Source organism: Anaerostipes sp. PC18 (assembly GCF_039789045.1).
Classification (GTDB): domain Bacteria; phylum Bacillota; class Clostridia; order Lachnospirales; family Lachnospiraceae; genus Anaerostipes; species Anaerostipes hominis.
The window spans coordinates 1,769,290-1,793,405 of record NZ_CP121164.1 but is presented as its reverse complement, the minus strand read 5'-3'; the positions used below and the strand labels follow the sequence as shown (position 1 = coordinate 1,793,405).

Below are 24,116 nucleotides of genomic sequence, written 5' to 3'. Positions count from 1 at the left end.
CTGCCTATGAAAGCAAAAAAGAGCGACATTACCCATAAACTGAAGATTGCCAGAGGGCAGATTGACGGTATCCTGCAGATGATTGAATCTGATCGGTATTGTGTGGATATATCCAATCAGCTCCAGGCAACACAGGCTTTACTGCGAAGTGCCAATCAACAGATTTTACAGGCTCATATCAGAAACTGTGTCAGGGAGGCCCTGCAGACGGATGTTGAAAATCCAAAGCTGGAGGAAGCGCTTCAGCTTTTGGAGAAAATGAATCAATGATTTTCAGGGCGGTGCAATTCACAATTAGGCTGTACCGCCCTTTCTATGGAGGAAATATGCTGGAACTGAAAAATATCTCTTTTGAGGTTTCCGGGGATTCCGGTTCAAAAGAGATTTTACAACAAATCAATTTATTACTGCCAGACGACTGCTTTATAGCGGTAACCGGCCCTAATGGTGGCGGAAAGTCCACCCTGGCAAAGATGATTGCCGGAATCGAACAGCCTACATCCGGACAAATTTTGTTAAATGGTGAGGACATCACACATATGGAAATTACTGAGAGGGCGCAGAAAGGGATCAGCTTTGCTTTTCAGCAGCCGGTCCGCTTCAAAGGTATTACCGTGCTTGATCTGATACGAATATCGGTCGGCCACGATTTGACCGTTTCGCAAGCGTGTGAGTACCTCTCCGAAGTTGGCCTGTGTGCCAGGGATTATATCCACCGGGAGGTAAATGGCAGCTTGTCAGGAGGCGAGCTGAAGCGGATCGAAATTGCAACCAGTCTGGCAAGGTCAGCCCCGTTGTCTATTTTTGATGAACCAGAGGCAGGGATTGACCTGTGGAGTTTTCAAAATCTGGTACAAGTTTTTGAGAATATGAAATGTAAGCTGCACGGCTCTATTCTGATCATCTCCCATCAGGAGCGCATTTTGAACATTGCCGATGTGGTTCTGGTAGTAGTCGATGGCCGGATCGTGCGCCAGGGAGAACGTGACGAGGTGCTGCCGGAACTTTTGAACAGCTCCGATGTGGGTGGCTGCCGATTCTATCAGGAAAGGAAGTGATAAGAAATGGATCTGATACAAAAGAAGTTGTTGGAGGCTGTGGCTGGTCTGCATGAAATTCCGACGGGGGCTTTCAATATCCGTTCTAATGGAAAGAGTGTGGAGCGTAGAACTACGGAACACATTGATATCTTATCTAAAGAAGATGGTTCGGGTATTGATATTAGAGTAAAGCCGGAAGTCAGGGGCGAAAGCGTACATATACCAGTCATCATCAGCCAGTCGGGACTATCCGAAGCCGTATATAATAACTTTTACATTGGAGAGAATGCCGATGTGACGATTATAGCGGGCTGTGGAATCCATAACGGAGGCACAAAAGCCAGTCAGCATGATGGCATTCACAGGTTCTTTCTTGCTCCAGGTGCAAGAGTGAGATATATTGAGAAACATTATGGCAGCGGAGACGGTATGGGGAAACGGATCATGAATCCTCAGACTATCGTGCATATTGCAGAAAACGGATACATGGAAATGGAAACGGTGCAGATTAAGGGAGTGGACTCAACGGAGAGGCTTACCACTGCCGATCTTGATGCCGGAGCAACACTTGTGGTCACGGAACGGTTACTGACACACGGCTGCCAGAGCGCAAAAAGTACCTTTGAAGTAGCCCTAAACGGGGAGGGGGCAGGAACCCATATCATTTCCCGTTCCGTAGCAAAGGAACATTCAAAACAGCTTTTCATATCCCGTGTCAATGGCAATGCCCCGTGCAGCGGTCATACGGAGTGCGATGCTATCATTATGGATGAGGCCAGTGTCCGGGCAGTGCCGGAGATTGCTGCAAACTGTACAGATGCGGCATTGATCCATGAAGCTGCGATTGGTAAGATTGCCGGGGAGCAGATTGTAAAACTGATGTCCCTCGGACTGACAGAACAGCAGGCAGAAGAACAGATTATTAGCGGTTTCCTGAAATAAGTAATAATCAGCGGAGGGATGAGCCACCGTTGTTTGTGGTTCCTTATACCGGGTAGGAAAAATTATTACCGTATGGAGCGCAACTTCTGCTTGATGGAGCGTACAAGAAAACCCTGATTTTATATATTTAATATGGTTGGTTAGATATTGCTAATAAACATGGACCAGGAGGAATAGAGTGATGAAACAAGCACTTGATACAAGAACAAAACTTTTATCGAAAAGTCCCTGGCCGCTTATGATAGAACTCAGTATTCCTGCGGTTCTCGGTATGGTGGTCGTTGGACTATATAACATGATGGATTCCATCTTTGTAGGTCAGATGGTAGGAGCAGCCCAGATGGGAGCAGTATCTGTCTCTTATCCATTCACACTGATTAATGCGGGTTCTGCCGCTATGTTAGGTGTAGGTTCCGCATCGGTATTTTCCCGTGCGATAGGAGGGAAGGATGAGGGAACCATGAAAAAGATTATGGGAAACCTGGTTGCAATGGTTCTCTTACTGTCCGTCATTTATACAGTAGTGGGTATGGTGTTTACCCGCCAGCTTTTGACTCTGGCCGGAGCCAGTGACAACATTTTAAATTACGCAGAGAAGTATCTGCGTATCGTATTTGCCGGATCACTGTTCGTAAACTTCTTCCAGAGTGCGAACATGGTCATCCGTGGAGAAGGACAGCTGAAAAAGGCGATGAGTATTATTGCCGGCGGAGCCATTTTGAACATGATCCTTGATCCGATCTTTATCACGATTTTGAAACCTTATGGCATGGGAATAGAAGCGGCAGCTTATGCGACCATTTTGTCACAGTTTATTCAGGCCGCCGTTACCCTCTGGTATTTCAAAAAGAAAAGTCCAAACGTAAAAATCGGGCGCATTCGTATTGATGGAGGGCTGCTTCCACAGGTTCTTTCTGTTGGCGTATCCGCACTTTTGATGCAGATTCTGACTCTGGTACAGCAGACGGTGATTTATCGTGTGGCATCCAATTACGGAGGGGAGACTTCCCAGATTCTTTTGGGTGCGGCACTGCGGTTCTGGAACTTTTCCTTTGTACCACTGTGGGGTATCAGCCAGGGCTTCCAGCCTGCCGCTGGCACGAACTATGGAGCAAAAGAATATGACCGGGTAAAAACATTGACGAAAGTATTCGTGATCGCAGCTACGGTATTGTCTCTGGTATTATATATCCCGGTGGAGCTGTTCCCGGATAAGGTACTTTCGATGTTCATTACAACGCCGGGTATAACAGCTTCTGGTGCGACTAATTTCCGAATTATGTTCAGTACCTATATCCTGCAGGCAAGTTTCCTGATTGCTGTGACGCTGTTCCAGTCTTTGGGAAAAGCAAACAAAGCGACCTGGCTGGTACTGTTCCGTCAGATCATTCTGTTTATTCCGCTCTGCGTGATCCTGCCGATGGTTGGCGGCATGGGTATCTTAGGCGTATGGCTGGCGATTGCCCTGACGGATGCAATCCTTGTAGTGATTACGATCAGCATGATGCTTTCTGAGTTTCGTAGGATGCCGGCTACAGCGAAAGCAAAGCGGTAAGGGCTGAATTGTTACCGGAATCATTGTTTTAGGCGTGGCAGGTTATGCGATATGGGCTGTTCAGAAAATCTACATAGACCGCAAGAACGGTTCCTGCTGTAGCGGCAGCTGCTCCGGTTATGTAGGGAATGAATATTGCAGTAAATAATTGACCTCGGGCTGATACTTTTTTAGAGAGCTTCAGCCCGTTTTCTCTGTTTGCACTATTGGAAGGGTTATAATATAATGCTAAATGGATTGTAAATCATTCTGATTGGAGCGGTACAAAATAAGAATAATTTATATAATAAGAGATGCCAGAGAGATTCTGGCAGAGCAAACAAAGAATAGTGGAATTGTAGAAAGGGATGTTATGAGCGAAAACCCTATTACAAACGCAAAAGGGTTATCCGCGGTTATTCCAAAAGATAATGATGGATATTGTACGGTTTATAAAATGGACTGTACAGATGGCCTGGGGCTGATGACAGTTTATCAGGTTTATCCTGGCATACAGCTCATTTATAATGACTTTGAAGCTGCAAGCTGTGACTGGAAGGAAAATCTGGATAAGGATATATTAGAGATCAATCACTGTCGTGAGGGGCGGGAAGGAAGTACACTTTTAAGTGGTTCCTGCCTGTATCTTGGTGAAGGGGATCTTTCGATTCATACAATGGATAACTGTTCCCCGGAGATGAGCTTTCCCTTAAAGCATTATCGTGGAATCTCTGTGGTAATTGACCTGAAATTTGTAGCAGAACATCCACCGGAAATCCTTTCTGAGAGCGGTATTGACATTTTAGATTTTAAGGAAAAATTCTGTGCGGATGGGAATTGTTTTGTTATGCGGGCAAAGGATGAAATTGAACATATCTTTTCGGAACTTTATTCTGTACCGGACTGCCTGCAGAAACCCTATTTTAAGATAAAGGTCCAGGAACTTCTCTTATTCCTGTGTATGGTAGACGTATCGAAAGAAAAGCAGCGGGAGCAGTATACTTCCCCGCAGGTAGAAGTTGTGAGAGTAATTCATAAGAAGTTAATCTCCAATCTGCAGGTGCGTCCTACGATTGAGGAGCTTTCTAAAGAGTATCTCATCAATACAGCAACATTAAAAGATACGTTTAGAGGAATTTACGGACAACCGATTGGTGCGTATATGAAAGAGTATCGGATGAAACAGGCTGCTGTTCTTCTACGACAAACACAGTACACCATAGCAGAGGTTGCAAATCGGGTGGGATACGAAAACCAGAGTAAGTTTGCGACTGCTTTTAGGGATATTTTGAAAATGGCACCAGCCGAATATCGAAAGCAGAACAGCAGTATCTGATTTGTTTGAAAAGTGAACCGTAAATTCAGATCGTGGATACCTTGTATTGAGAGGCAGGACACAAAAATGGTATGAGGCTATGGAATATGGAGATGTCCTGGAGTAACGTGAGAAATTACTCCGGGGCATTATTTTTATTCCATAGGAAAGTTCTTCGAACCTCCCTATGGAATAAAAAAGCCCTGCGGGCAAGTATGCACACAAATGCGTAAGGAAATCATTTGACTGCGTCAAATCGCATTTGGCGCACAAAGCGGAACGAGTCCCTCATGATTGAGGGATTTAGGGAGTTGAAGCGGACTTGTCCGCTTTGTTCTCGAAGGTTGAGTGTAAAGGAAAAATCAGTGCGCTTTTTACATCGTATTCATTAAGCCGAGCAAGGAGTTGCTTCTGTTCATCTGACAGCGTACTCCATTTTGAAAAGTGCTTTTCGTTTACCACGGCGACAGTAGCGCTTCGGAATTTAATATGTTATACTAAAAATCGAAAATTTATGAATAAACTGAGGAAAACGATTATGAAGTTACAGCAAGTATTAAGCTACGTCCGCAGAGCCGTGGACGATTATCAAATGATACAGGAAGGGGACAAAATTGCGGTCGGCATTTCCGGCGGCAAGGACAGTCTGACCATGCTCTATGCCCTTGCACATTTACGCATTTTTTACCCAAACAAGTTTGAAATCCACGGAATCACTGTGGATCTTGGATTCGGAAACTTTGACATATCTCAAGTAGAAAAACTGTGTGAAGAACTGAAAGTTCCATATACGGTTGTAAAAACCGAAATCGCAGATGTAGTTTTTGAGCGTAGGAAGGAAACCAATCCGTGTTCTCTTTGTGCCAAGATGAGAAAGGGTGCACTGAACGAAAAGATAAAAGAACTGGGATGCAATAAAGTAGCTTATGCCCACCACAAGGATGATCTGGTGGAGACCTTTTTGATGTCTATGCTCTTTGAAGGACGGCTTCACTGTTTTTCACCGGTGACGTATCTGGACCGTATGGATCTTAAAGTAATTCGGCCTTTGATGTACATGGATGAAGCAGATGTAATCGGATTTAAGAATAAGATGAATCTTCCGGTGGAAAAGAGTCCCTGTCCGATGGACGGCTACACAAAGAGGCAGTATGCAAAAGAGACTTTAAAAAAGCTAGATGAAGACCATCCGGGATCTAAAGATCATATGTTTCGGGCTATGATTCATGGAAATCTTGAAGGATGGCCTGAAAGACAGGAACGAAAAAGATAACATGAGTTTTTACCACTATTGTATATTGTAGGAGCGCATTCTAAAGTGCGACGGAAATAGTGGTAAAAAACTATCGTTAGATGGCTCCTTTGGTTCAATATTTATGAAAGCAGAAGGTGCAAAAACCATCAGAAGAGAAAAATTGCGATCTCTATATCTATACGCAAAATACTAATTTAAATTATAGATAGAGGAAAATCCGAGACTATGAAAAAAAGTCTGTAAATAAGATTCTTCTATGATAATGAAGGGCGAAAGTCTTGAAAAACAGGCTTTTCGCCCTTACTTTATATATAACAGTTACAAAAAAACATGTCAACAGCAGGCGGTAAATCCGCCCGTTTTAGGCCGTCTTTGAATTACTCTGGAAGTCGTCCCTCGTACATGATGCTTAACTCCCCATATACCTGTGCCCAGTTGCGCATCGTTACCGTCCATTTCTTTGTAGCCTCAAATGTCGCTAAATACAGCGCTTTCAACAGCGCCGTATCACTTGGGAATACGCTTCTCTGGCGGTTCAGCTTCCGATAGGTGGAATTCAGTGATTCTATGGCATTGGTTGTGTATATCACCTTCCTGACGGTTGCTGAAAACTTGAAGATGGGAGAAACAGCATCCCAGTTGTCCTTCCAGCGTTTCATCGAATTCGGATATTTGGGTGTCCATTTCTCTGTCACACGTTCAAGGGCTGCAAGGGCCTTCTTTTCATCCGATGCCTGATAGATCGTCTTTAAATCTGCAGCAAACGCCTTCCTGTCCTTATCTGGAACATATTTTAAGGTATTTCTCACCTGATGGACGATGCATCTTTGATATTCCGTTTTCGGGAATGCTGCAGCAATGGCCTCCTTTATTCCGGTAAGACCATCCGCACAGATGATCAGGATGTCTTTTACACCACGGTTTTTCAGCTCATTCAATACAGACAGCCAATATTTTGAACTCTCATTCTCTCCCACATGGATCGTAAGTACCTCTTTTTTTCCTTCCGTATTGATCCCAAGAATCACATAGGCGGCAAGTTTACGGATCATTCCATTGTCACGGACAGAATAGTGGATGGCATCAATATATAGGATTGGATAGACCTCATCCAGTGGCCGGTTTTTCCAGTCTTCGATCTGGGGCAGGATCTTGTCTGTGACATCAGAGATAAATCCTTCCGAGGTTTCAAAGCCATAGATCTCCTCCATGGTTTCTGATATCTGCCGGGTCGTCATCCCTTTTGCATACATGGAAATGATCTTTTGGTCAATATCAGAAATATCTTTCTGCCGTTTTTTCACCACTTGTGGTTCGAAAGTAGATTTCCGATCTTGTGGCACAGGGATCTGCATAGAACCATAACTGCTATTTACCTGTTTTGGTTTGTATCCATTCCGGTAATTCTCATTGTCGGAGCGTTCTGATTTTGCATATCCCAGATGATCATCCAGTTCCGCTTCCATCATTTCCTTGATGGTTCCGCCAAGGAGATCTTTCAGGGCATCTTGAATATCTTCCGCTGTTTGGATATGGTATTCCTCCAGGAGCTGATGGATGATGTTGCGTTTCCCTTCTGTCATTTGTACTTTGTGCACTGGTTTCTTTTCTCTTGCCATAATAAAAGGCCCTCCTATGATTTTTATTTTATCATAGAAGAACCTTCTAAGTTCTATTTTACAGAAAAAGTTTCACACACTCGAAAATCCCACAGATCATTATACTGTCAGGATCATTTTCTGGCACGGATAATCAAACACGGTGAGTAATTCATCATCTTTAAATCCGCATTTATGATAACACTTTCTTGCAGGAATTCCCTTGGGATCACCGGATGCAAATGTCACCACCTGGATCTGATCGCCTGTTCTGAAGTTAGATTTCATTTTCTCGATCATGGATCTTGCCGTTCCTTTTTGTCTGGCTTCAGGATGTACCGCAAGGAACTCAAGCTCACAGTCTGCCTTTGAATAAAGCAATAAACCAATGATATTCCCGGCTTCGTTCATGGCCGATATGGCCTCTCTGTGTTTGATACAGTTTTCCAGAGCTTTTTTAAATCCTTCTTTTTCATATCCTGCAAAGTCTTCTTTGACGATTTCTACAAATTCAATGCATGTGTTTATATCGTTGTATTCTACAAGTTTAATTTCCATTTGATCCTCTCTTTCCTAGTCTTTCCAATTCCACCATTTTAGTTTTTCCGGTTCATGTACATCTGTGGAGGCATAATATACCGCACAGCGATATACATAAAGCTGACATCGGTCGATATGGCAGCCTTTCATCAGGCATTCCCTTTCATACAATTCTTCCGGGTCTGCCCCTTTTAATGACTGTATGGTAGTATATCCGAGCATTTGAAGATCCTCTTCTGTTTTCTTTCCCACGCCGGGGATATTTCTCAATTCACCCATATTTCCTCCTGTAATGATTCTGTCCTATGTTCTTTTTTCATTTTAACACACAGCTGGATCTTCTGCATTCTTATGATTCTATTTTGACATAATATAGAACTTGATATATTATTAATGTGCAGTTTAGAAAAATTATGGAGGTTTTGGTCAAGTATTATAAAATCAAGGAGGTTCCTCACCTATGGGAAAAATGACAGTGTATCTAGGCAAAGATTTAATTACAAAAATTTATGATTTAGCAGATGTATATCACAGTGACAATATCGACCGAGTGAGCGATGATTTTATCTTAGCTGCCAAACTTCAGAATGGTGATTTTGATAATGTATCTACTGCAAAATATGCTGTTCCAAGCCACTGGGATATTGGAAAAGTCTACAAACGCCTGATTCTTGGTATTGCGAAAGAAAAAGAAATGGATATCCCCGATGCTCTGCTGGCTGCATACAATTCGTTTGTCAGTGATAAAATCGATGATTATAACAGCAGCTTCTATTATGATGCTCCACAAAATATTTTAAATGCTTTTTTAGATGGAAAAATAGAATGAGTCTAAATATATAAAATCCTAGAGAAATATAATGTCTCCGTGATTTTATAAATTGTATAATCAATCGTATTTATTAGAAAGAATTTGAGTATATTCAAAAAACACTTGCACTCTTCGACGGAATTCGATAAAATACTTCTGACGGGGTATGGCTCAGTTTGGTTAGAGCGCACGGCTGGGGGCCGTGAGGTCGCAGGTTCGAATCCTGTTACCCCGACTTATCATTTAGTCAGTAATTAAAAAATATCCCGAATACGTTCATCGCCGTATTCGGGATATTTTCATCTATTTCTCTTCGTCTTCTTTTTCTACCTGGCGGATCTCTTTTGTCTCAATTTCCTTTTTGACCGCAGAAAGGAATTCATCTAAGGACATCTGCCCCTCATCTCCCTTAAATCGGCTTCTCACGGAAACGGCCTGGTTTTCTTCTTCTTTTCCTCCCACAACTAGCATATATGGGATCTTATGAAGCTGTGCCTCCCGGATCTTATAACCCATCTTTTCAGCCCTGGTGTCGATCTCAGCGCGGATGCCGGCTTCTTTTAACGCATCCAGCACCTTGTTTCCATAGTCTAAATGCTTGTCAGAGATCGGAATGACCTTCACCTGCACTGGTGCCAGCCAGATTGGGAATGCTCCTGCGAAGTGTTCGATCAGGATACCGATAAACCGTTCGATGGAACCAAAAGCAACCCTGTGGATCATGATCGGACGGTGCTTCTCTCCGTCTGCTCCAGTGTAATGGAGGTCAAACCGCAGAGGAAGCTGGAAGTCTAACTGAATGGTTCCGCACTGCCATGTTCTTCCGATGGAATCTTCCAGATGGAAATCAATCTTCGGTCCGTAGAATGCTCCATCCCCTTCATTGACTACATAGTCAAGTCCAAGATCGTCCAGTGCGCTCCTCAAAGAATCTGTAGCCATCTCCCAGTCTTCATCACTTCCCATGCTGTCTTCCGGCCGGGTGGACAATTCCACATGGTATTTGAATCCAAACAGGCTGTAAACCTGGTCGATCAGCGCTGCGACACCTTTGATCTCATCTTTGATCTGCTCAGGCATCATAAAAATATGGGCATCATCCTGTGTAAAACAGCGGACACGCATCAGTCCGTGGAGCTGTCCGGATTTTTCGTGGCGGTGTACCAATCCCAGTTCTCCCATACGCAGCGGCAGGTCACGATAAGAGCGTGGCTCTGACTGGTATACTAAAACGCCGCCTGGGCAGTTCATAGGTTTGATGGCAAAGTCTTCTTCATCGATGACCGTTGTGTACATATTTTCCTGGTAGTGATCCCAGTGTCCGGATGTCTCCCACAGGTGCCTGCTCAGCATGATCGGACTGGAGATCTCTACATATCCTGCTTTGTTATGGATTTCTCTCCAGTAGTCCAGCAAAGTATTTTTAAGCACCATACCATTAGGTAAAAAGAATGGGAATCCCGGCCCTTCATCTCTCATCATAAAGAGTCCGAGTTCTTTTCCAAGCTTTCTGTGGTCACGTTTTTTCGCTTCCTCCATCATGGTCAAGTAATCTTTCAGATCTGCTTTTTTTGCAAATGCAGTTCCATAGATACGGGTGAGCATCTGATTCTTTTCATTACCGCGCCAGTAGGCTCCGGCGATGCTTGTGAGCTTAAACGCTTTCACAGGCTTTGTTGTCATCAGATGAGGTCCTGCACACAGGTCAATGAATTCACCCTGCTGATAGAAACTGATAACGGAATCCTCAGGAAGATCCTCGATGAGCTCGACCTTGTACGGTTCCTTGCGTTCCTTCATAAATGCGATTGCTTCTTCTCTTGGTTTCGTAAAACAAGTGATCTCCAGATTTTCTTTTACGATCTTTTTCATTTCTGCTTCGATCTTCTCCAGATCATCCTGTGTAAATGGAGTATCCTTCTCCATGTCATAATAAAATCCATTGTCGATAGACGGCCCGATAGCAAGCTTTGTCTCCGGGTACAGGCGTTTTACAGCCTGGGCTAAAATATGGGATGCAGTATGGCGAAAAGCGTGTCTTCCCCCTTCCGAGTCAAAGGTAAGGATACTCAGCTCGCAGTCATCCTCTACAATCGTCCTTAAATCCACGACTTCCCCGTTGATCTCCCCTGCACAAGCAACTCTTGCAAGTCCTTCACTGATATCCTTTGCGATATCAATGACAGACATGCTCTGGCCGTACTCTTTAACAGATCCATCTTTTAATGTAATCTTCATAGTATTTTTCCTTTCTTGTATTGTAATTAAGAACAAAGCAGCCTTCCTTGGCACATCGTGTGCATCATGCCCGGAGGGCTTTTTTATTCCATAGGGAGAACATTCCTATGGAATAAAAAAAGCCCCATGGAAAAATCCATGGGACGTTATTCACGCGGTTCCACCCTTGGTTGCCTGCTTCATATCGTAAAGCAGACCACTTCGTTGACGATAACGGTGTCGGCCGGGCTGGTTTGCAGCCGCTCGGAGGTGGTCTTCATCTGTTTTAGTACTTAAGATGCTCTCACCAAATGCATCTCTCTCTGGAAGACTTTCACAGATTACTCTTCTCTTCAACGCTTTTTTATTTCCCACATATTATAACACTGTTAATTTGTGAAATCAATCCTTTTTCATAGCAAAAAATTTAGATGCCAGAAACAAACTTATCTCTAATTCGGCTGAAGTCTCTGTATCATATTGTCAAGAAACGGCGCCAGGACGTATACAATGGCCAGCCCGCCAATACCGAAAACAAGCAGGCCTTCCGCGCAGACCCTGCCGTGGATATTCAGAAAGTATCCGCTGTAATCCCACCATCTTTGCCCGTGATGCATCGTTTCCAGAAAGACAGAAGTAAAATATTCCACACATCCGCAGACAGCCACGATACTGATAAATTCCAGGATCGGTTTTTGTCTCAGTTTATTTAACAGTGTCAGGATCAAGATTCCGCCGGCTCCGTAGATGGGAATCCAGGGACCGTGAAGGATTCCCCTGTTGGTAAAAACACCGCTGGCGATTAAATGCAGGCTCACTTCCCAAATCCAGCCCAGAAAGGACAAGATAAAGAAAAGCAGCGTCAATGACCATAAGGTATAACGGCGCATATAATGCAGAGTCTCAATTCTGCGGCGTTTTTTGCTTTCCGGCATCATACTCAGCCTAGTGGGATAAGAATCTTTGTCCGCCGCATTTTTCATGGCCTGGATGTGAAGCTGCTCTGTCTGGTATCGTTCATATTCTTTTTCGGCCTCTGTGTTGATCAATACGATGCCAAGATAGTCTTAAAAAAACCTGCTGAGCTTTGTGCGGCGGTCCTTAAATTGACTAGCTGCTTCTATAATCTGGAGTACATCTCCATATGCAGATTGAATTGCTTGTTCGTCTGCTTTCTCAAACAAATATTTGTCATTGAGCAGCTCTGAATTAGGGATTCCTTTTTCCTTTGCTTTATTTCTTAAGTATGTATAGTATTCACAAAAAGCCGCCGTCCGGTAGGCATTGGAGTAAAAAACTGCACTCAATCCAAGCGTCACAAGTTCCAGCAGCCACCAGCCCAGGAAGGACATTTCAAAAAAAACACTGCCACTTATGTCCGTTCATCATCTCTCTGGACAGCCGGATTGCATCCCGGGATTTGATCGACGGATTTTCTGCCACGATGTAAGGCACAAGATAATAGGAATACTTTTTTATGATGCCTCCAATGACCGTAAAAGTCCACAGAAACTGAAAAATGGAAACAGTAAGCATCGTCTTGGACGCACGGAGCCATTTTTTTACCCGAAGCAGGAATAACACATGCTGAGCCGGAACTTTGTGGTAAACACGCCCTTCCAGAAACATTCTGCGGGAGATGACGGCGAAGGTATTGACAATGAGAATCCAAAAGGATAAAACAGCAGCCAGGCAGAAAACCAGTAAAATGGCCAGGGTAACATTTTGAGAGCCAAACAGGGAATTCATACCCGATGCCAGTGTGACCAGGAGAGATCCTGAGGTGACGCCATTGAGTATCTGTGCAAAGACTCCTCTGCTCCGTCCGAATGCGGGGTTCTGCTTTTTGGATGCGTCGATATGTTCTTTCTCAATCTTTTTGGAAAGCTTTCTGCCGGATTCGGTGTCCCCTGCCGCGATATCCTCTGCCACATCCACAACACCTTTTGAAGTGGCCACTGTGCCGGATACTGCTGCATGAGTGAACTCCGTAGAATATGTTTTGATGGATTTTATCGAGTCAGAAAACTCGGAACCAAGGAATGCGGAAACAAGACAGATGGCAAGAAATAGAGCGTAATGCCTTTTCACCGTCTGTCTGGCCTGTTTTTTCATTTCTTTTCTTGTCAAGATCTTATCTCCATATCCGGACCACATAAGCCTGGCGGTTTAAAGGGTCTCTTTTTTGATAGTCAAAGAGCAGGAGGGTTTCCTTCCGGCTCCCGTCCCCCGCAACATCAAACTGGAACTTTTCGATGTGGGACATCTTCCGCAGATTTTTATTGGCATAGGCAGAGAGTTCCCGATTCTTTGGAAGTATATTGTCATAGAGATCATACAGCTCGTCTTTGTTTACCGTGTATTCCCCGGAAAAAGACGGCCTGTTTTTGATATTTTCTCTTAAATATAAGTCGTAGGTTAACAGTTCCCGGTAAAGCGGAAGACTCTCATTCCCTGCATACCGGCAGATAAATTCCTCCAGTATCTCATAGGAGGCGATCCGGGAATGATTCATCTTGTGATATCCCTTGTCCTCATAAAAATTCCCCAGACACTGATACATGTGAAAGGGCGAGGAGAACTCATGCTCCAAATATTCCATTGTGTTGGCAAACTGCCGGCTGTTATAATAGATCTCCACCATATTCTCTATGGATTTCAGAGTCATCATATCCTCATAGGGAAGCCATTTGGTATACAGAACCTCATAGGGAGGCGTATCCTTGAATACAAGGCCATATTCATGCTTTTTCTTTTCCATATGGGAGCCTTTGAGCACCTTTAAAAATCCCAGCTGAAGCTGTTCCGGCCTTACCTTGTAAACGTCATTAAATGACGAAGCAAAGCTTTGCAGGTCCTCATATGGAAGCCCTGCGATCAGATCCAGATGCTGGTGGATGTTGTGCCCCTCATTGATCTTTTTGACGATTCCTGCCACCTTCTTAAAATCCATTGTCCGGTGGATCTCACGGATGGTCTCAGGATTTGTGGATTGAACACCGATCTCTAACTGGATCAGGCCGGGACGCATGCCTGAGATCAGCTGCAGTTCTTCTTCATTGAGCAGATCGGCTGCTACTTCAAAATGAAAGTTCGTGACTCCGTTGTCATGTTCCTTGAGATATCTCCATATAGCCATAGCATGTGTACGATTACAGTTAAAAGTCCGGTCAACAAACTTTACCTGGGGAACCTTGTGGTCAATAAAAAATTGGAGCTCTTTTTTTACGAGGGAAAGATCCCTGAACCGAAGGCATTTATCAATGGAAGAAAGACAGTAGCTGCAGGAAAACGGGCAGCCGCGGCTGGATTCATAATATATGATCCTATGCTGAAAGTCCTCCATATGGTTATATACAAAAGGGACCTTGCTAAGGTCCATCACCGGCCTCCATGGATTGTCTGTGATTGTTTCTCCGCTCCTCCAGGTGATGCCGTCAATCTGTGAAAGATCATCTTTTTTGCCGTGATAATAGTCCATCAGTTCCAAAAAGGTCTCTTCCCCTTCTCCTTTGATTACTCCGGTGACCTGGGGAAAACGTTTCAGCACATCTTGGGCATCATAAGATACCTCCGGGCCGCCCAGCCAGACTGGCAGGGCGGGAAAAAGCTTTTTGATCTCCCGGAGGATGCTTTCAACATATTCTATATTCCATATATAGCAGGAAAAGCAGAGTAGATCCGGCTTTTGTTTATATAGATCCATCAAGATATCGTCTGTCTGCTGATTGATCGTATATTCCGCGATGGTAATCTCCTCCCGGTAGGGCTTTGCATAGGCCCGCAGGCAGTAGACAGCCAGATTGGAATGAATATATTTTGCGTTGATTGCAGTAAGTATAACCTTCATCTTGTCTCCTGTATTTATATGATCTCTGCCCCAAACGGCATCAATGCTAATTTTGCTATCTTAAAGTGCTGAAGCCCAAACGGGATGCCGATGACAGTGATGCACAGAAAAGCCCCCATGATGGCAGAACCGGCAGCCATAGGAAGTCCTGTGACGATCAGCCAGATGATATTTAACAGCATGGAGCCGGCACCTCCGCCATAGCGGACCTCTTTGCCGAACGGCCAGAAGCTTAAGGATGCAAACTTAAAGCACTGGATACCCACCGGGATTCCCACAATGGTAATGCACCAGAGACATCCTGCAAGGCACCATCCCAGTCCGCTTACAAAACCTCCGCAGATAAACCATAATATATTTCCGAAACAGCCCATAATATCTCCTCCTAATCTCTTGTTCTTTTGCTCTTAAAGTAAATGAAATCATCAATGGCAGCAAGGATATCCTGAAAATCTTCTCTTGGTGCCAATTCAATATATTGTCTCAAAAGTTCCCGTTCCTCTTTCTTATAGGGACCGTAAAAAATATCAAACAGGTTATGTCCCCGCAGATAAATCTTGATCTCCTCCATATGAGCTTTGACATCATCAGGGGATGTCAGCGTTCTTCCGAGCACCTCCATCAAATGCCTGCCGCTCTTAAGACGGTGTAGGTATTCCTGCCACTTCTGAAACAACGTTTCATAAAATTCTTCCTCTGTATTGATAAGGTTTAATTTTACCATAACTGCAGGATTCAGAAAATAGTTTTCAAAGGAATAGTATTTCAAGATCAGCACATTTCTCCTGGTAACTTTAGGAAGAGGGTCCACATCGGATATGCTCCGCTCGTCGTAATACCTGCAGAGCTGTTTTCCCAGGACATCCGGATCTTTTCCGTCGCTGTCCCGGATCATTAAAAACTGGTCCTTTAGATAAATCTGGTTCATATATTTTAAGTTTGCATAGGTCTTGATGTTGGTGCAGCTGTTTGTGGTTATGATAGCGATTCGCTTTAGCCGTACGTCTTCATCACAGACCTCTGAGTAATAACGCTCCAGCAAAAGAGGAAGGCGGCTTTTGTCCTGTTTTCCTTCCACGATAAAGACAAAATTCACATCCATCAGGTCCGCGGCGGTGTAGCCCAGATCATTGAGGATGACTCCCAGATCTGTTTTTTCCCGTACAACGGAATAGGCATCCTTATCAAGAAGAATCTGTCTGATCTGGCGGCTGTTGAAGTTAAAGATCAAGTTCGGCGCATGGGTGGTGAACATGACCTGATTCTTTTCGGAAAGCTTGTAAAGAAGGTCTCCCGCCGCCTTCTGGAGCTCCGGATGCAGGTAGATCTCAGGGACCTCCATCATGATGATACACGGGATTTTAGCGGATTCCTCCACATAGGCTTCCAGCAGCGACAAAATATAGATGCTCCTTATGCCCTTTCCCTGCTGTTCCACAGTCCTGGCCCCTTGGTGTTCTCTGCTGTAGATCATGGAACGGACCTTAAGCAGAGAATTCATGTCGTAGTTCATATAATAAAATACATCGCCTACTCCTCCATTTTTGTGGAAACTTTTATTGACCTTTTCCACAAAATGGTCCAGATTCAGGTGATACAACTTGTATTCAAATAACTTGGACGTCTCGAATGCGTTTAATTCCTCCGGCATTTTCTGATGGATCAGACCGATACACTGAAAGCAGTGAGTGCACTGCTTCTTCCTGTCAAACATGCAGCAATCGGAGCGCATCTGGGTCAGCAGTTTATCCTCCTGGCTGATGAACAGATCTTCCTGGATCTGGGAGATGTCCCGCTCCGTGTCCATGTAATAGATCTTTGGAAAAACTTTCGGGATATAGGGATTGTTTTTCTGGAATCCATCCTGATACAGGATCCTGCCATTTCTGTTGGCTATGAAAGAGAAGGTCAGGCTGCCATCCTGAAATGATGGGAGGCGTTCCCGGAAATTCTTCTCCCATATCTCATACCTCTTATAGTGGCTTACGATCCCTTCTGAGTGGAGAAGCTTTAAATCCTCCTGGGTGATGGAAATGCTGATGCCGATCTCGATATTCTGTCCTGATGAGTGGAAATCATCTTCCGTGATCTCATACTGCCCTCCGGCTGCCCGCACGGCATCTAAGACAGAGCTTTTTCCCGCGTTATTTTTGCCCACCAGAATCAGAGCATTTTCGATATTGGTCAAATGCATGGTTTTAATGGATTTAAAGTTGTGAATAGAAAGGCTGGTGATCTGCATAAAGAATTCTCCAATCACATAAATATATTCTTATTCTATCATATATCCTGTTCTGGAAGTACTTCATCTTCCCCATGCGCAGAAAGTTCTTTAATATCACAGATGAGAGATATACGAAACAGCTTCTGTACTGTCTTCTTTCTCTTTATCGCTCTGACATATATTTCTGTATTTCGTTAGAAGTCAATTTTCGTATTTGTGTATTTGCATATTCTTTATATTCTTCAACAGCAAAAATAGGCTTTGTATCTTTACAGGTTTTACCTTTATTCTTTTTTAGGTATAACTGTAAGTCCTCATTATTTGCAAAAATTTTGTAGGAACGTCTCCCATTTTCACTTACTATTTCATAAATACCACATGATTTTTTCATACTGTAATCAGCAGTACGCAAATACATTTTTGCAATTTCTAGTGACTTGAAAGGAAAATTCCATCTTTGCAGACCACGCTTAGGGTCATGTTCAATACAGATGCACCGTCCACAAGTCCCACAGATATACTGTGTATGATTTTGTAAACATTCTATCGGATTTAACAACGGTGTAATTCTACTTTCATCAATATAGCATTCAATGCACATTATAGTCTCATCTCCTTACAAATTATATTTTTTATCTTCTATAGTCATATAAACTGGGATTTACATTTAAGTGTTCACATCAATATTTGAATAATTTATCTTTACTTCACTTATGATATTTTCATATGATAGTAATTCACACCTATCCATCTCATCGTAATGCTCACTCAAATAGCTATAGTCATATTCTTTTTCATCAGGAAATTTGCAACTTCCTTCTACCACAGAGAACATATTGAAAATATACTCGTTATTTGAATTATATAAATTCATTGATATATCAAATGAATATTCTATAAATATTTTCCCATCAACTTTTGTAATATTTGTAAGAATACATTCATCACTTGCTATAATTTTTCCTTCTGTAATACCAAATAACAAATTAGAATCGATATAACCAATGTGTAACAGTTCCTCTTCTGCATTAAAAGTTTGCTCTACTTTTCTTGATATTATTTCCCATACAAGTAATATAAACATTTCTTCATTCATAAATCATTTCTCACTTCGCATTCATATCAAAATTCCAATTTGTATTCTAAATTCTAGCATAAGATTATCACTTCCTGTTGGGCTTTCTTTTTATTCCCAACAGCCTAACAAAATCATCAAACAAAGCTGTATCTGTTGGCTCAAACATCAGCCATTTTCCGTCATGATAAGTTTTCGTCTCATCATAAATTTTTTGCACTTCTTTTGAATAACTATTTCTATCTTTATCGAATTTTAATCGTTCATCTTTCCCTAAGATAATCATAAATCCTACACAATTTTCTCTTGCGTACAACGCACAAAGCGTTTTTCCACCTCGACGATATTTATACTCATAAGTCCACGCTTTACCACCTTTGTTCCACAAGCATTCCATTTCATACTTTTCATCAATTAAGATACACAGTTTATTCCATATATCATATAATGATTTACCGACTAAAGCAGTCATTTCTTCTGCATTTGGTATTTTATCCAGCATATTCGTTTCTCCTTTATAATTTTCTCAATTCTATAAACTGAAGATTTTGCTATTTCATTTTTTCTTGACACTCGCTACATTCTCTATCGTGAATAGAAATAATTCCACCGCATTCAGAACAAGTATATTTTATTTTCTGCTGTTCCATGAAATGCTCCAAATCCTGTCCTTGAACAAAACGACTATTTTCTATAAGACTTGCTTGATACCGTTTGTTATAGCTTTTTTCAAGGTTTTTAATCAACTTACATGGATATTTGGCACATTCAAAACAATAGGATAACGCTTTGGCTTTGACACAGTCCTTTATTTTGCATTTACGACAATGTTCAGGTTTCCCTTTATCACTATTCAAACACCCAGCACAAGGTTTTTTGTGGTAACAGTGCTTATAACAAACTTTACAATTCATTCCGCATGGAGCAAACATACTTATATCAATTTTTTCTGGCATTTTCATAGTTTTCTACTCCTTTCGGCAAATTATGCTCAAGCTAAGATTTACCTTTTTTATTAATAATATATGATTGCAAACTTTTTCGACAGCCATTCTTTTCATAAAATTGCTCTACTGTTGGTTGTGAACCAAAATATAACATAGTAGGTGTAGTATCTTTTGCAGAATGATTCTGAGCTTATCTGCCACATAAACTGGAAGTTATACTTTACGTTTCTTGTATTTCTCTTTTGCATAATCATATGCTTCTTGGATAAGTGGTTTCAATTCCACAAAAGTTTTTTCCGATGGATTCAGTGAACATATCCACCCCATCCACGCATATACAGGGTGGGGAAGAATTTTGTTTGTTGCAGAAAAATCATAATTCATATCAACTATACAACCCTTTGCAGGGCGTTTTGGTATAAAATCAAACATTTCTATAAAAGTAGTTTTTCGTACTCCTAAATTCACGCGGTATATATTCTCCCTGTTCAAGCTGGAGCTTTTGTCATTATCCCCGTCTTTCTCTTTTACCGTCAAAATATAGACACCGCGCTTTAGAATATTATCAGGATTATAATATATCCCTCTTTCCCCCCAACTATTAACTAAAACCGTTCCCTCTAAATTTTCAAGACAGTATTTTAATATTTCATCTGGTGTCATATATTATCCTCCACATCACAATGTTTATAGTTTTATAATCTGGGATTTGTTTATTTCTTCTTTTTCAGTTTTGGTACTGGTAATTCCTCATACATTGCATTAAACAAACCTATCAGAAATTCCTTATTATCAACTTCGTCTACCAACAACATTTCTTTTGCTCCCTCATAGGGTAACTCATGCGGAGCTGTTGACATATAACTAATTGCTGATTTTACTGGTTTGACAAGCAATCTATCATCATAGATACCGCCGACAATCTTACCACGATAATAGATAATAAATTCTCCCATCATAGCACGATATGTAATTTCTTCTAATTCGGATAACTGCCCTAAAATAAACTCCAAATATTCTTTGCTTGATGCCATACTTCCACCTCAAATTCTAATTTATCTTTGTATTTATTGACTTCTACAAACTGAATTTTTGTTTTGAAGGTCTTGCTTTTTTCTGAACCAAATCACTATCAAACGATACTTTTACAACTGCATAATTTATTTTAGCTCCAGTAAACCGCACAACGTACTCTTTCTCTTTTTGCAGATTCTCAAGCGTAATTATAATAGTGTCGTCACTGACGTTTTCATCCCATATCTTGCTCCATAAAATCTCATCAGCATTTCTGTCCTTGATTTCTACAATGCCACTTTCACCATCCATTTGAAAAGAAACTTCCGCATCTAAAGTTTCCATATCTTCGGACACACAAAACAGGAGTTCATTCTCAAATGGGTCCGCGTTACTGTAATTTGCATGCATTTCCATTTCAAGAACTGTTATTTCAGTGTTTTCGATTCCTACTCTGCTCAATTGATTATTATCAGCTTTTGAACATGCGGTCAGGCTGACAACACTAATCATACCAACTAAAAAAATAATATTTTTTATTACAAACATGCTCTTACCTACATCATAAATTTTATATTCCAAAATTCTCTATTCTGAATAATCATTATATAGTGCTGGAACAGCTAATCTTGCTCCTGTGCTTGTATCTGCACCAAAATTAAAACTTGGAGCTATATCATATGCAAATTTGTATCCATATAACGTAGGATTATATTTTCCAATAGCTGTATATGTGCTTTCTATTGCTTTACAAAAATCTTCTTCATTTTCATATGGTTCACCTTGAAAATATAGCATAATACATTCTGGAAGCTCTACTATTTTATATGATTCCGGAAGTTCCTTATCATATTCTAACGGAACTTCAATACCTACTGCTATCCTTGAAAAACCTTTTTCTACAAATTTTTCTGGAAGTTCAATTAAAGCGGCAGGTTCAATTTTTTCTGGAATACTATTCAAAAGCCCTTCCCACTCACAGCCAACTTCTTCACAATAAGAAAAATAATCTTGTGCATTTTTCGATGGCAGATAAATAAGTTTTCTTTTGTTACGTTCTTTGGCAGTAATCATACAAAAATTCAAAGCATTATTCATAAATAACTCCTCCTTATGTTTGAGTAACGCATTATAGTGACTGACTGGATATTGTATGAATAATGGAATTGCAATTTTTTTGTCACGGTATACAGAGGGCATAATGTGAAATCTCTTATAAAACGAACGTGCAAATCCCTCATGTGTTTCATAATGACTATTCAAAGCAACTTCTAAAATTGTTTTTCTTGTATTTAACAACTCGTTCGCGCTTTCTGTCAAACAAACTGCATTGATATATTCTCGTAATGTTTTTTTCAGAAACCTCTTGAAAAATCTATCAACTTGTCGTCTCGAATATCCAATCTTAGAACAGACATCATGTATACAAAAATTATCATCTTTATAATGCGTGCGTATATAGTCTTGTATTATCTGTACTGCTTCCATATCATTCATTATATCCACCTTCAATGTACACCAGCATAGTGGCTTTATCTTGATTTATTTAGACAACTTCAAATTTGTCTTTGTGTACATTATATCACGCCACATCAATATCGTCATTTCTTTCCTGCTTTTGAAAATTTACTTATCACCCTATGTTTTGTAAAGAGTGCTATTCAGCATTGCTTATGCAACAAGTCCTTGACAAACCATAACCTAATAAGTTTTAGGATAATCAAGCAGAAATGAAGTAGTCTGCTATTTCACAGCGACAAAGAAGAAATACTAACACGCCTATGTAGTATCGCTTAACTTAGCAACAAAATTCTTGTCTTTGCAAGCAGGTAAACACAGGTTATTCTTTAATATCCTTTTGTTTGGGAAACTCCGCACTCCCAGTTAGAGATGGTCTGCCTGGTAACGGATAAAAAATCGGCTACTTCCTGCTGGCTGTATCCCTGTTTCTTTCTAAGTTTTAATAATTTTTCTTCTATCATACAAACGGTGCTCCTTTCTGTGCCATCATTATATTGAATCCCACAACAAAGTGCCAGCAAATCTGTTTGGAACTTTGTCAAATTTTTTTGGCAAGCCTGAAAAACACAGGAAGATAGTACAGTCCTGTAGCAGTTATCATGCCTCCGCACAGGATCATCAGAAAGATCTGGACGGCCCTTGGCATTCCGGGAAACAGGAGAAAAAATCCCATGCTCCAGTAGGTGATCATGGTAGCTGCCTTGCCGATGAAGGCTGCCCCGTCCAGCTTTTTTCCATTGAGCTTCATGGCGGTCAGGTTGCCCAGGAGCATATACAGTTCTTTGACAATAAAAACGAGAAACAGGTACTGGAAACCATTGATTCTGCGGATCAGGCAGAAGATCACCGCGCCCAGGGTCAGTTTGTCAGCCACAGGGTCCAGAGCCTTGCCAAGCTCCGTGACCTGGTGAAGCTTTCTTGCGGCAATTCCATCAAAGAAGTCTGTGACACCTGAGAGAATGAGAACAGCCAGGGCCTTGTATGTGTCTGTCACAGAATGCGCGTTGATATAGAGATAGATAAACACAGGGACCAGCAGAATGCGAAAGTATCCCATAAGGTTCGGTATTGTAAAAAGATCTTTTTTCTGAAACATTTGGATGGCTCTCTCTTTCTAGTTTTTCTCTCTTAAAGTCACTTTTTTTGCCGCCTGTCTCCGCTTCGTGTCAGACATGGCAGAATAGTGTTTTCTTGTAGTATTCACATCGTTATGCCCCAGGACTTCGGCCACCAGGTAAATATCATCGGTTTCCTCATAGAGAGCTGTACCATATGTACTCCTAAGTTTATGAGGAGTGATCTTTTTCAGCGGCGTCACCTGTTTTGCATATTTTTTTACAAGGTTCTGCACAGCCTGAACCCCGATCCGTTTCCTCTGCATGGAGTAAAACAAAGCATTCTCATGCCCTTCCCGGGGGATTATTTTGCTCCGGGAGCCTTCGATGTACTGAATTAGTGCGTCTGCCACTTCCTCCCCGAAATAAACGGTCATTTCTTTCCGGCCTTTTCTAATCAGGTGAAGTCCGTTGTTCTTAAAATCCACATCGTTCATATCCAGTCCTACCAGCTCTGAAACACGGATTCCGGTTCCGAGAAGCAGGGTTATAATAGCCAGATCCCGTTCTTTTGTTTTTTCATAGTACATCCGTTTCTGTCCGGTTAAATTATCGCCGCCTCTCTCGATAAAGTCCAGCAGGGAGGCAACCTCATCCGCCTCCAGACGGATGATCTCCTTTTCATGGATCCTTGGCATATCCACCAGCAGAGTTGGGTTTGTCTTGATCAGCTGGCGTTTATAATAATAGGCATAAAACGTTCTCAAAGAGGACATTTTGCGGAAAATTCCCCGTTCTGTGTTCTGCATCCGTTTGTCATCGGACACATAGGTTTTTAAATACTCCATATATTCTTCCAGGTCCACTGATTCAATCCTATCCAAATCTTCAGGTTTGAAATCCAGTACCGTATAATTTTTGTATACTGGGTTTTCATCCATCAGAAAGTGGAAAAACACCCGCAGGTCGTACGCATATGCGATCCGGGTCCGTACCTGGGTCGTGGTATCGATCGCCCGGAAAAATTCCTTTGAAAAAGGAGGCAGTGTCCGGATCAGTTCTCTTAGCTTTAAGGTCTGCTGCACGCTCAGTTCATCGTAATAAGATTGAGGTTTCATAATGTCTTTAAACTCCTTTCCGTGTCAAGCGTTCTGAAAATTATTATAGCACAAACAGGA

At 41.8% G+C, this 24,116-nt stretch carries 29 protein-coding genes, 1 tRNA gene, 1 pseudogene and 1 other annotated feature; of the genes and pseudogenes, 9 read left to right on the top strand and 22 right to left on the bottom strand.

Annotated elements, in window-relative coordinates:
- The first annotated feature begins 6 nt into the window (after positions 1-6).
- The 7 genes from P8F77_RS09745 to P8F77_RS09715 all read left to right on the top strand — a co-directional run bounded on the left by P8F77_RS09745 (position 7) and on the right by P8F77_RS09715 (position 6,104).
- A complete protein-coding gene (locus P8F77_RS09745) occupies positions 7-270 on the top strand; it encodes a metal-sensing transcriptional repressor (protein ID WP_022279545.1) in 264 nt (87 codons plus the stop codon).
- 56 nt (positions 271-326) lie between these two features.
- Positions 327-1,058, top strand: coding sequence for an ATP-binding cassette domain-containing protein (locus P8F77_RS09740; protein ID WP_095142908.1), 732 nt, complete (start codon positions 327-329; stop codon positions 1,056-1,058).
- A 6-nt stretch (positions 1,059-1,064) separates the two neighbouring features.
- The gene (locus P8F77_RS09735) at positions 1,065-1,982 is read left to right on the top strand and encodes a SufD family Fe-S cluster assembly protein (RefSeq protein WP_024727524.1); all 918 of its coding nucleotides are present in this window, start codon (positions 1,065-1,067) and stop codon (positions 1,980-1,982) included.
- Positions 1,983-2,163: 181 nt separating this feature from the next.
- Positions 2,164-3,537 (top strand): MATE family efflux transporter, encoded by a 1,374-nt coding sequence (locus P8F77_RS09730; protein ID WP_347256443.1) that lies wholly within the window; start codon positions 2,164-2,166, stop codon positions 3,535-3,537.
- 34 nt (positions 3,538-3,571) lie between these two features.
- Positions 3,572-3,685 carry a FeoB-associated Cys-rich membrane protein gene (locus tag P8F77_RS09725; protein WP_235824576.1) on the top strand — a complete coding sequence of 38 codons (114 nt, stop codon included), beginning with the start codon at positions 3,572-3,574 and terminating at the stop codon, positions 3,683-3,685.
- Between the two features lie 120 nt (positions 3,686-3,805).
- The gene (locus tag P8F77_RS09720) at positions 3,806-4,852 is read left to right on the top strand and encodes an AraC family transcriptional regulator (RefSeq protein ID WP_148458821.1); all 1,047 of its coding nucleotides are present in this window, start codon (positions 3,806-3,808) and stop codon (positions 4,850-4,852) included.
- 517 nt (positions 4,853-5,369) lie between these two features.
- The gene (locus P8F77_RS09715; protein ID WP_270430547.1) at positions 5,370-6,104 is read left to right on the top strand and encodes a tRNA 2-thiocytidine biosynthesis TtcA family protein; all 735 of its coding nucleotides are present in this window, start codon (positions 5,370-5,372) and stop codon (positions 6,102-6,104) included.
- A gap of 359 nt (positions 6,105-6,463) precedes the next feature.
- Here P8F77_RS09715 and P8F77_RS09710 read toward each other — a convergent pair whose 3' ends face one another.
- From P8F77_RS09710 to P8F77_RS09700, 3 genes are all read right to left on the bottom strand, one after another.
- Complete coding sequence (locus P8F77_RS09710) at positions 6,464-7,705, bottom strand: IS256 family transposase (RefSeq protein ID WP_347256045.1); 1,242 nt, start codon at positions 7,703-7,705, stop codon at positions 6,464-6,466.
- A 99-nt stretch (positions 7,706-7,804) separates the two neighbouring features.
- A complete protein-coding gene (locus tag P8F77_RS09705) occupies positions 7,805-8,242 on the bottom strand; it encodes a GNAT family N-acetyltransferase (RefSeq protein ID WP_347256044.1) in 438 nt (145 codons plus the stop codon).
- Positions 8,243-8,257: 15 nt separating this feature from the next.
- The gene (locus P8F77_RS09700) at positions 8,258-8,503 is read right to left on the bottom strand and encodes a helix-hairpin-helix domain-containing protein (RefSeq protein WP_034549383.1); all 246 of its coding nucleotides are present in this window, start codon (positions 8,501-8,503) and stop codon (positions 8,258-8,260) included.
- 181 nt (positions 8,504-8,684) lie between these two features.
- On the opposite strand from P8F77_RS09700, the gene P8F77_RS09695 reads away from it, so the two are divergent.
- Entirely contained in the window at positions 8,685-9,053 is a 369-nt protein-coding gene (locus P8F77_RS09695) for a hypothetical protein (protein ID WP_303008903.1), read from the top strand.
- 142 nt (positions 9,054-9,195) lie between these two features.
- Positions 9,196-9,270: transfer RNA gene (locus P8F77_RS09690), tRNA-Pro, on the top strand.
- A gap of 68 nt (positions 9,271-9,338) precedes the next feature.
- Here the strand turns inward: P8F77_RS09690 and thrS are convergent.
- The 19 genes and pseudogenes from thrS to P8F77_RS09595 form a co-directional block, all read right to left on the bottom strand.
- Entirely contained in the window at positions 9,339-11,273 is a 1,935-nt protein-coding gene (gene thrS / locus P8F77_RS09685) for a threonine--tRNA ligase (protein ID WP_347256043.1), read from the bottom strand.
- 136 nt (positions 11,274-11,409) lie between these two features.
- Positions 11,410-11,618 (bottom strand) — a binding site (T-box leader).
- A gap of 86 nt (positions 11,619-11,704) precedes the next feature.
- Positions 11,705-12,301 (bottom strand): putative ABC transporter permease, encoded by a 597-nt coding sequence (locus P8F77_RS09680; protein ID WP_051405204.1) that lies wholly within the window; start codon positions 12,299-12,301, stop codon positions 11,705-11,707.
- Positions 12,302-12,319: 18 nt separating this feature from the next.
- The gene (locus tag P8F77_RS09675) at positions 12,320-12,604 is read right to left on the bottom strand and encodes a hypothetical protein (protein WP_347256042.1); all 285 of its coding nucleotides are present in this window, start codon (positions 12,602-12,604) and stop codon (positions 12,320-12,322) included.
- Position 12,605: 1 nt separating this feature from the next.
- On the bottom strand, positions 12,606-13,382 hold the full coding sequence (locus P8F77_RS09670) for a DUF975 family protein (protein WP_235824574.1): 777 nt from the start codon (positions 13,380-13,382) through the stop codon (positions 12,606-12,608).
- Between the two features lie 4 nt (positions 13,383-13,386).
- Entirely contained in the window at positions 13,387-15,102 is a 1,716-nt protein-coding gene (locus tag P8F77_RS09665) for a B12-binding domain-containing radical SAM protein (protein WP_024727533.1), read from the bottom strand.
- A 14-nt stretch (positions 15,103-15,116) separates the two neighbouring features.
- Entirely contained in the window at positions 15,117-15,476 is a 360-nt protein-coding gene (locus P8F77_RS09660) for a YccF domain-containing protein (RefSeq protein WP_024727534.1), read from the bottom strand.
- An 11-nt stretch (positions 15,477-15,487) separates the two neighbouring features.
- On the bottom strand, positions 15,488-17,344 hold the full coding sequence (locus tag P8F77_RS09655) for an AAA family ATPase (protein ID WP_024727535.1): 1,857 nt from the start codon (positions 17,342-17,344) through the stop codon (positions 15,488-15,490).
- A 145-nt stretch (positions 17,345-17,489) separates the two neighbouring features.
- Positions 17,490-17,927: a hypothetical protein gene (locus P8F77_RS09650; protein ID WP_024727536.1), complete on the bottom strand. Its 438-nt coding sequence runs from the start codon at positions 17,925-17,927 to the stop codon at positions 17,490-17,492.
- A gap of 66 nt (positions 17,928-17,993) precedes the next feature.
- Complete coding sequence (locus P8F77_RS09645) at positions 17,994-18,422, bottom strand: hypothetical protein (RefSeq protein ID WP_024727537.1); 429 nt, start codon at positions 18,420-18,422, stop codon at positions 17,994-17,996.
- A 67-nt stretch (positions 18,423-18,489) separates the two neighbouring features.
- Positions 18,490-18,903 carry a DUF3788 domain-containing protein gene (locus P8F77_RS09640; RefSeq protein ID WP_024727538.1) on the bottom strand — a complete coding sequence of 138 codons (414 nt, stop codon included), beginning with the start codon at positions 18,901-18,903 and terminating at the stop codon, positions 18,490-18,492.
- Positions 18,904-18,952: 49 nt separating this feature from the next.
- Complete coding sequence (locus P8F77_RS09635; protein ID WP_024727539.1) at positions 18,953-19,363, bottom strand: DUF3795 domain-containing protein; 411 nt, start codon at positions 19,361-19,363, stop codon at positions 18,953-18,955.
- Positions 19,364-19,397: 34 nt separating this feature from the next.
- Positions 19,398-19,523 (bottom strand): annotated as a pseudogene (locus tag P8F77_RS09630) (GNAT family N-acetyltransferase); the annotation flags it as partial.
- A 38-nt stretch (positions 19,524-19,561) separates the two neighbouring features.
- A complete protein-coding gene (locus tag P8F77_RS09625) occupies positions 19,562-20,011 on the bottom strand; it encodes a DUF6194 family protein (protein WP_009009736.1) in 450 nt (149 codons plus the stop codon).
- A gap of 50 nt (positions 20,012-20,061) precedes the next feature.
- The gene (locus P8F77_RS09620; protein WP_009009735.1) at positions 20,062-20,382 is read right to left on the bottom strand and encodes a TfoX/Sxy family protein; all 321 of its coding nucleotides are present in this window, start codon (positions 20,380-20,382) and stop codon (positions 20,062-20,064) included.
- A 43-nt stretch (positions 20,383-20,425) separates the two neighbouring features.
- A complete protein-coding gene (locus P8F77_RS09615; RefSeq protein ID WP_235824573.1) occupies positions 20,426-20,944 on the bottom strand; it encodes a DUF4624 family lipoprotein in 519 nt (172 codons plus the stop codon).
- 6 nt (positions 20,945-20,950) lie between these two features.
- Positions 20,951-21,859 carry an AraC family transcriptional regulator gene (locus P8F77_RS09610; protein ID WP_024727541.1) on the bottom strand — a complete coding sequence of 303 codons (909 nt, stop codon included), beginning with the start codon at positions 21,857-21,859 and terminating at the stop codon, positions 20,951-20,953.
- 350 nt (positions 21,860-22,209) lie between these two features.
- On the bottom strand, positions 22,210-22,344 hold the full coding sequence (locus P8F77_RS09605) for a helix-turn-helix transcriptional regulator (RefSeq protein ID WP_081723829.1): 135 nt from the start codon (positions 22,342-22,344) through the stop codon (positions 22,210-22,212).
- A 77-nt stretch (positions 22,345-22,421) separates the two neighbouring features.
- Positions 22,422-22,979 carry a CDP-alcohol phosphatidyltransferase family protein gene (locus tag P8F77_RS09600; RefSeq protein ID WP_034549362.1) on the bottom strand — a complete coding sequence of 186 codons (558 nt, stop codon included), beginning with the start codon at positions 22,977-22,979 and terminating at the stop codon, positions 22,422-22,424.
- Between the two features lie 18 nt (positions 22,980-22,997).
- Positions 22,998-24,056, bottom strand: a complete 1,059-nt coding sequence (locus tag P8F77_RS09595) for a tyrosine-type recombinase/integrase (protein WP_024727543.1) — start codon at positions 24,054-24,056, stop codon at positions 22,998-23,000.
- Between the last annotated feature and the right edge of the window lie 60 nt (positions 24,057-24,116).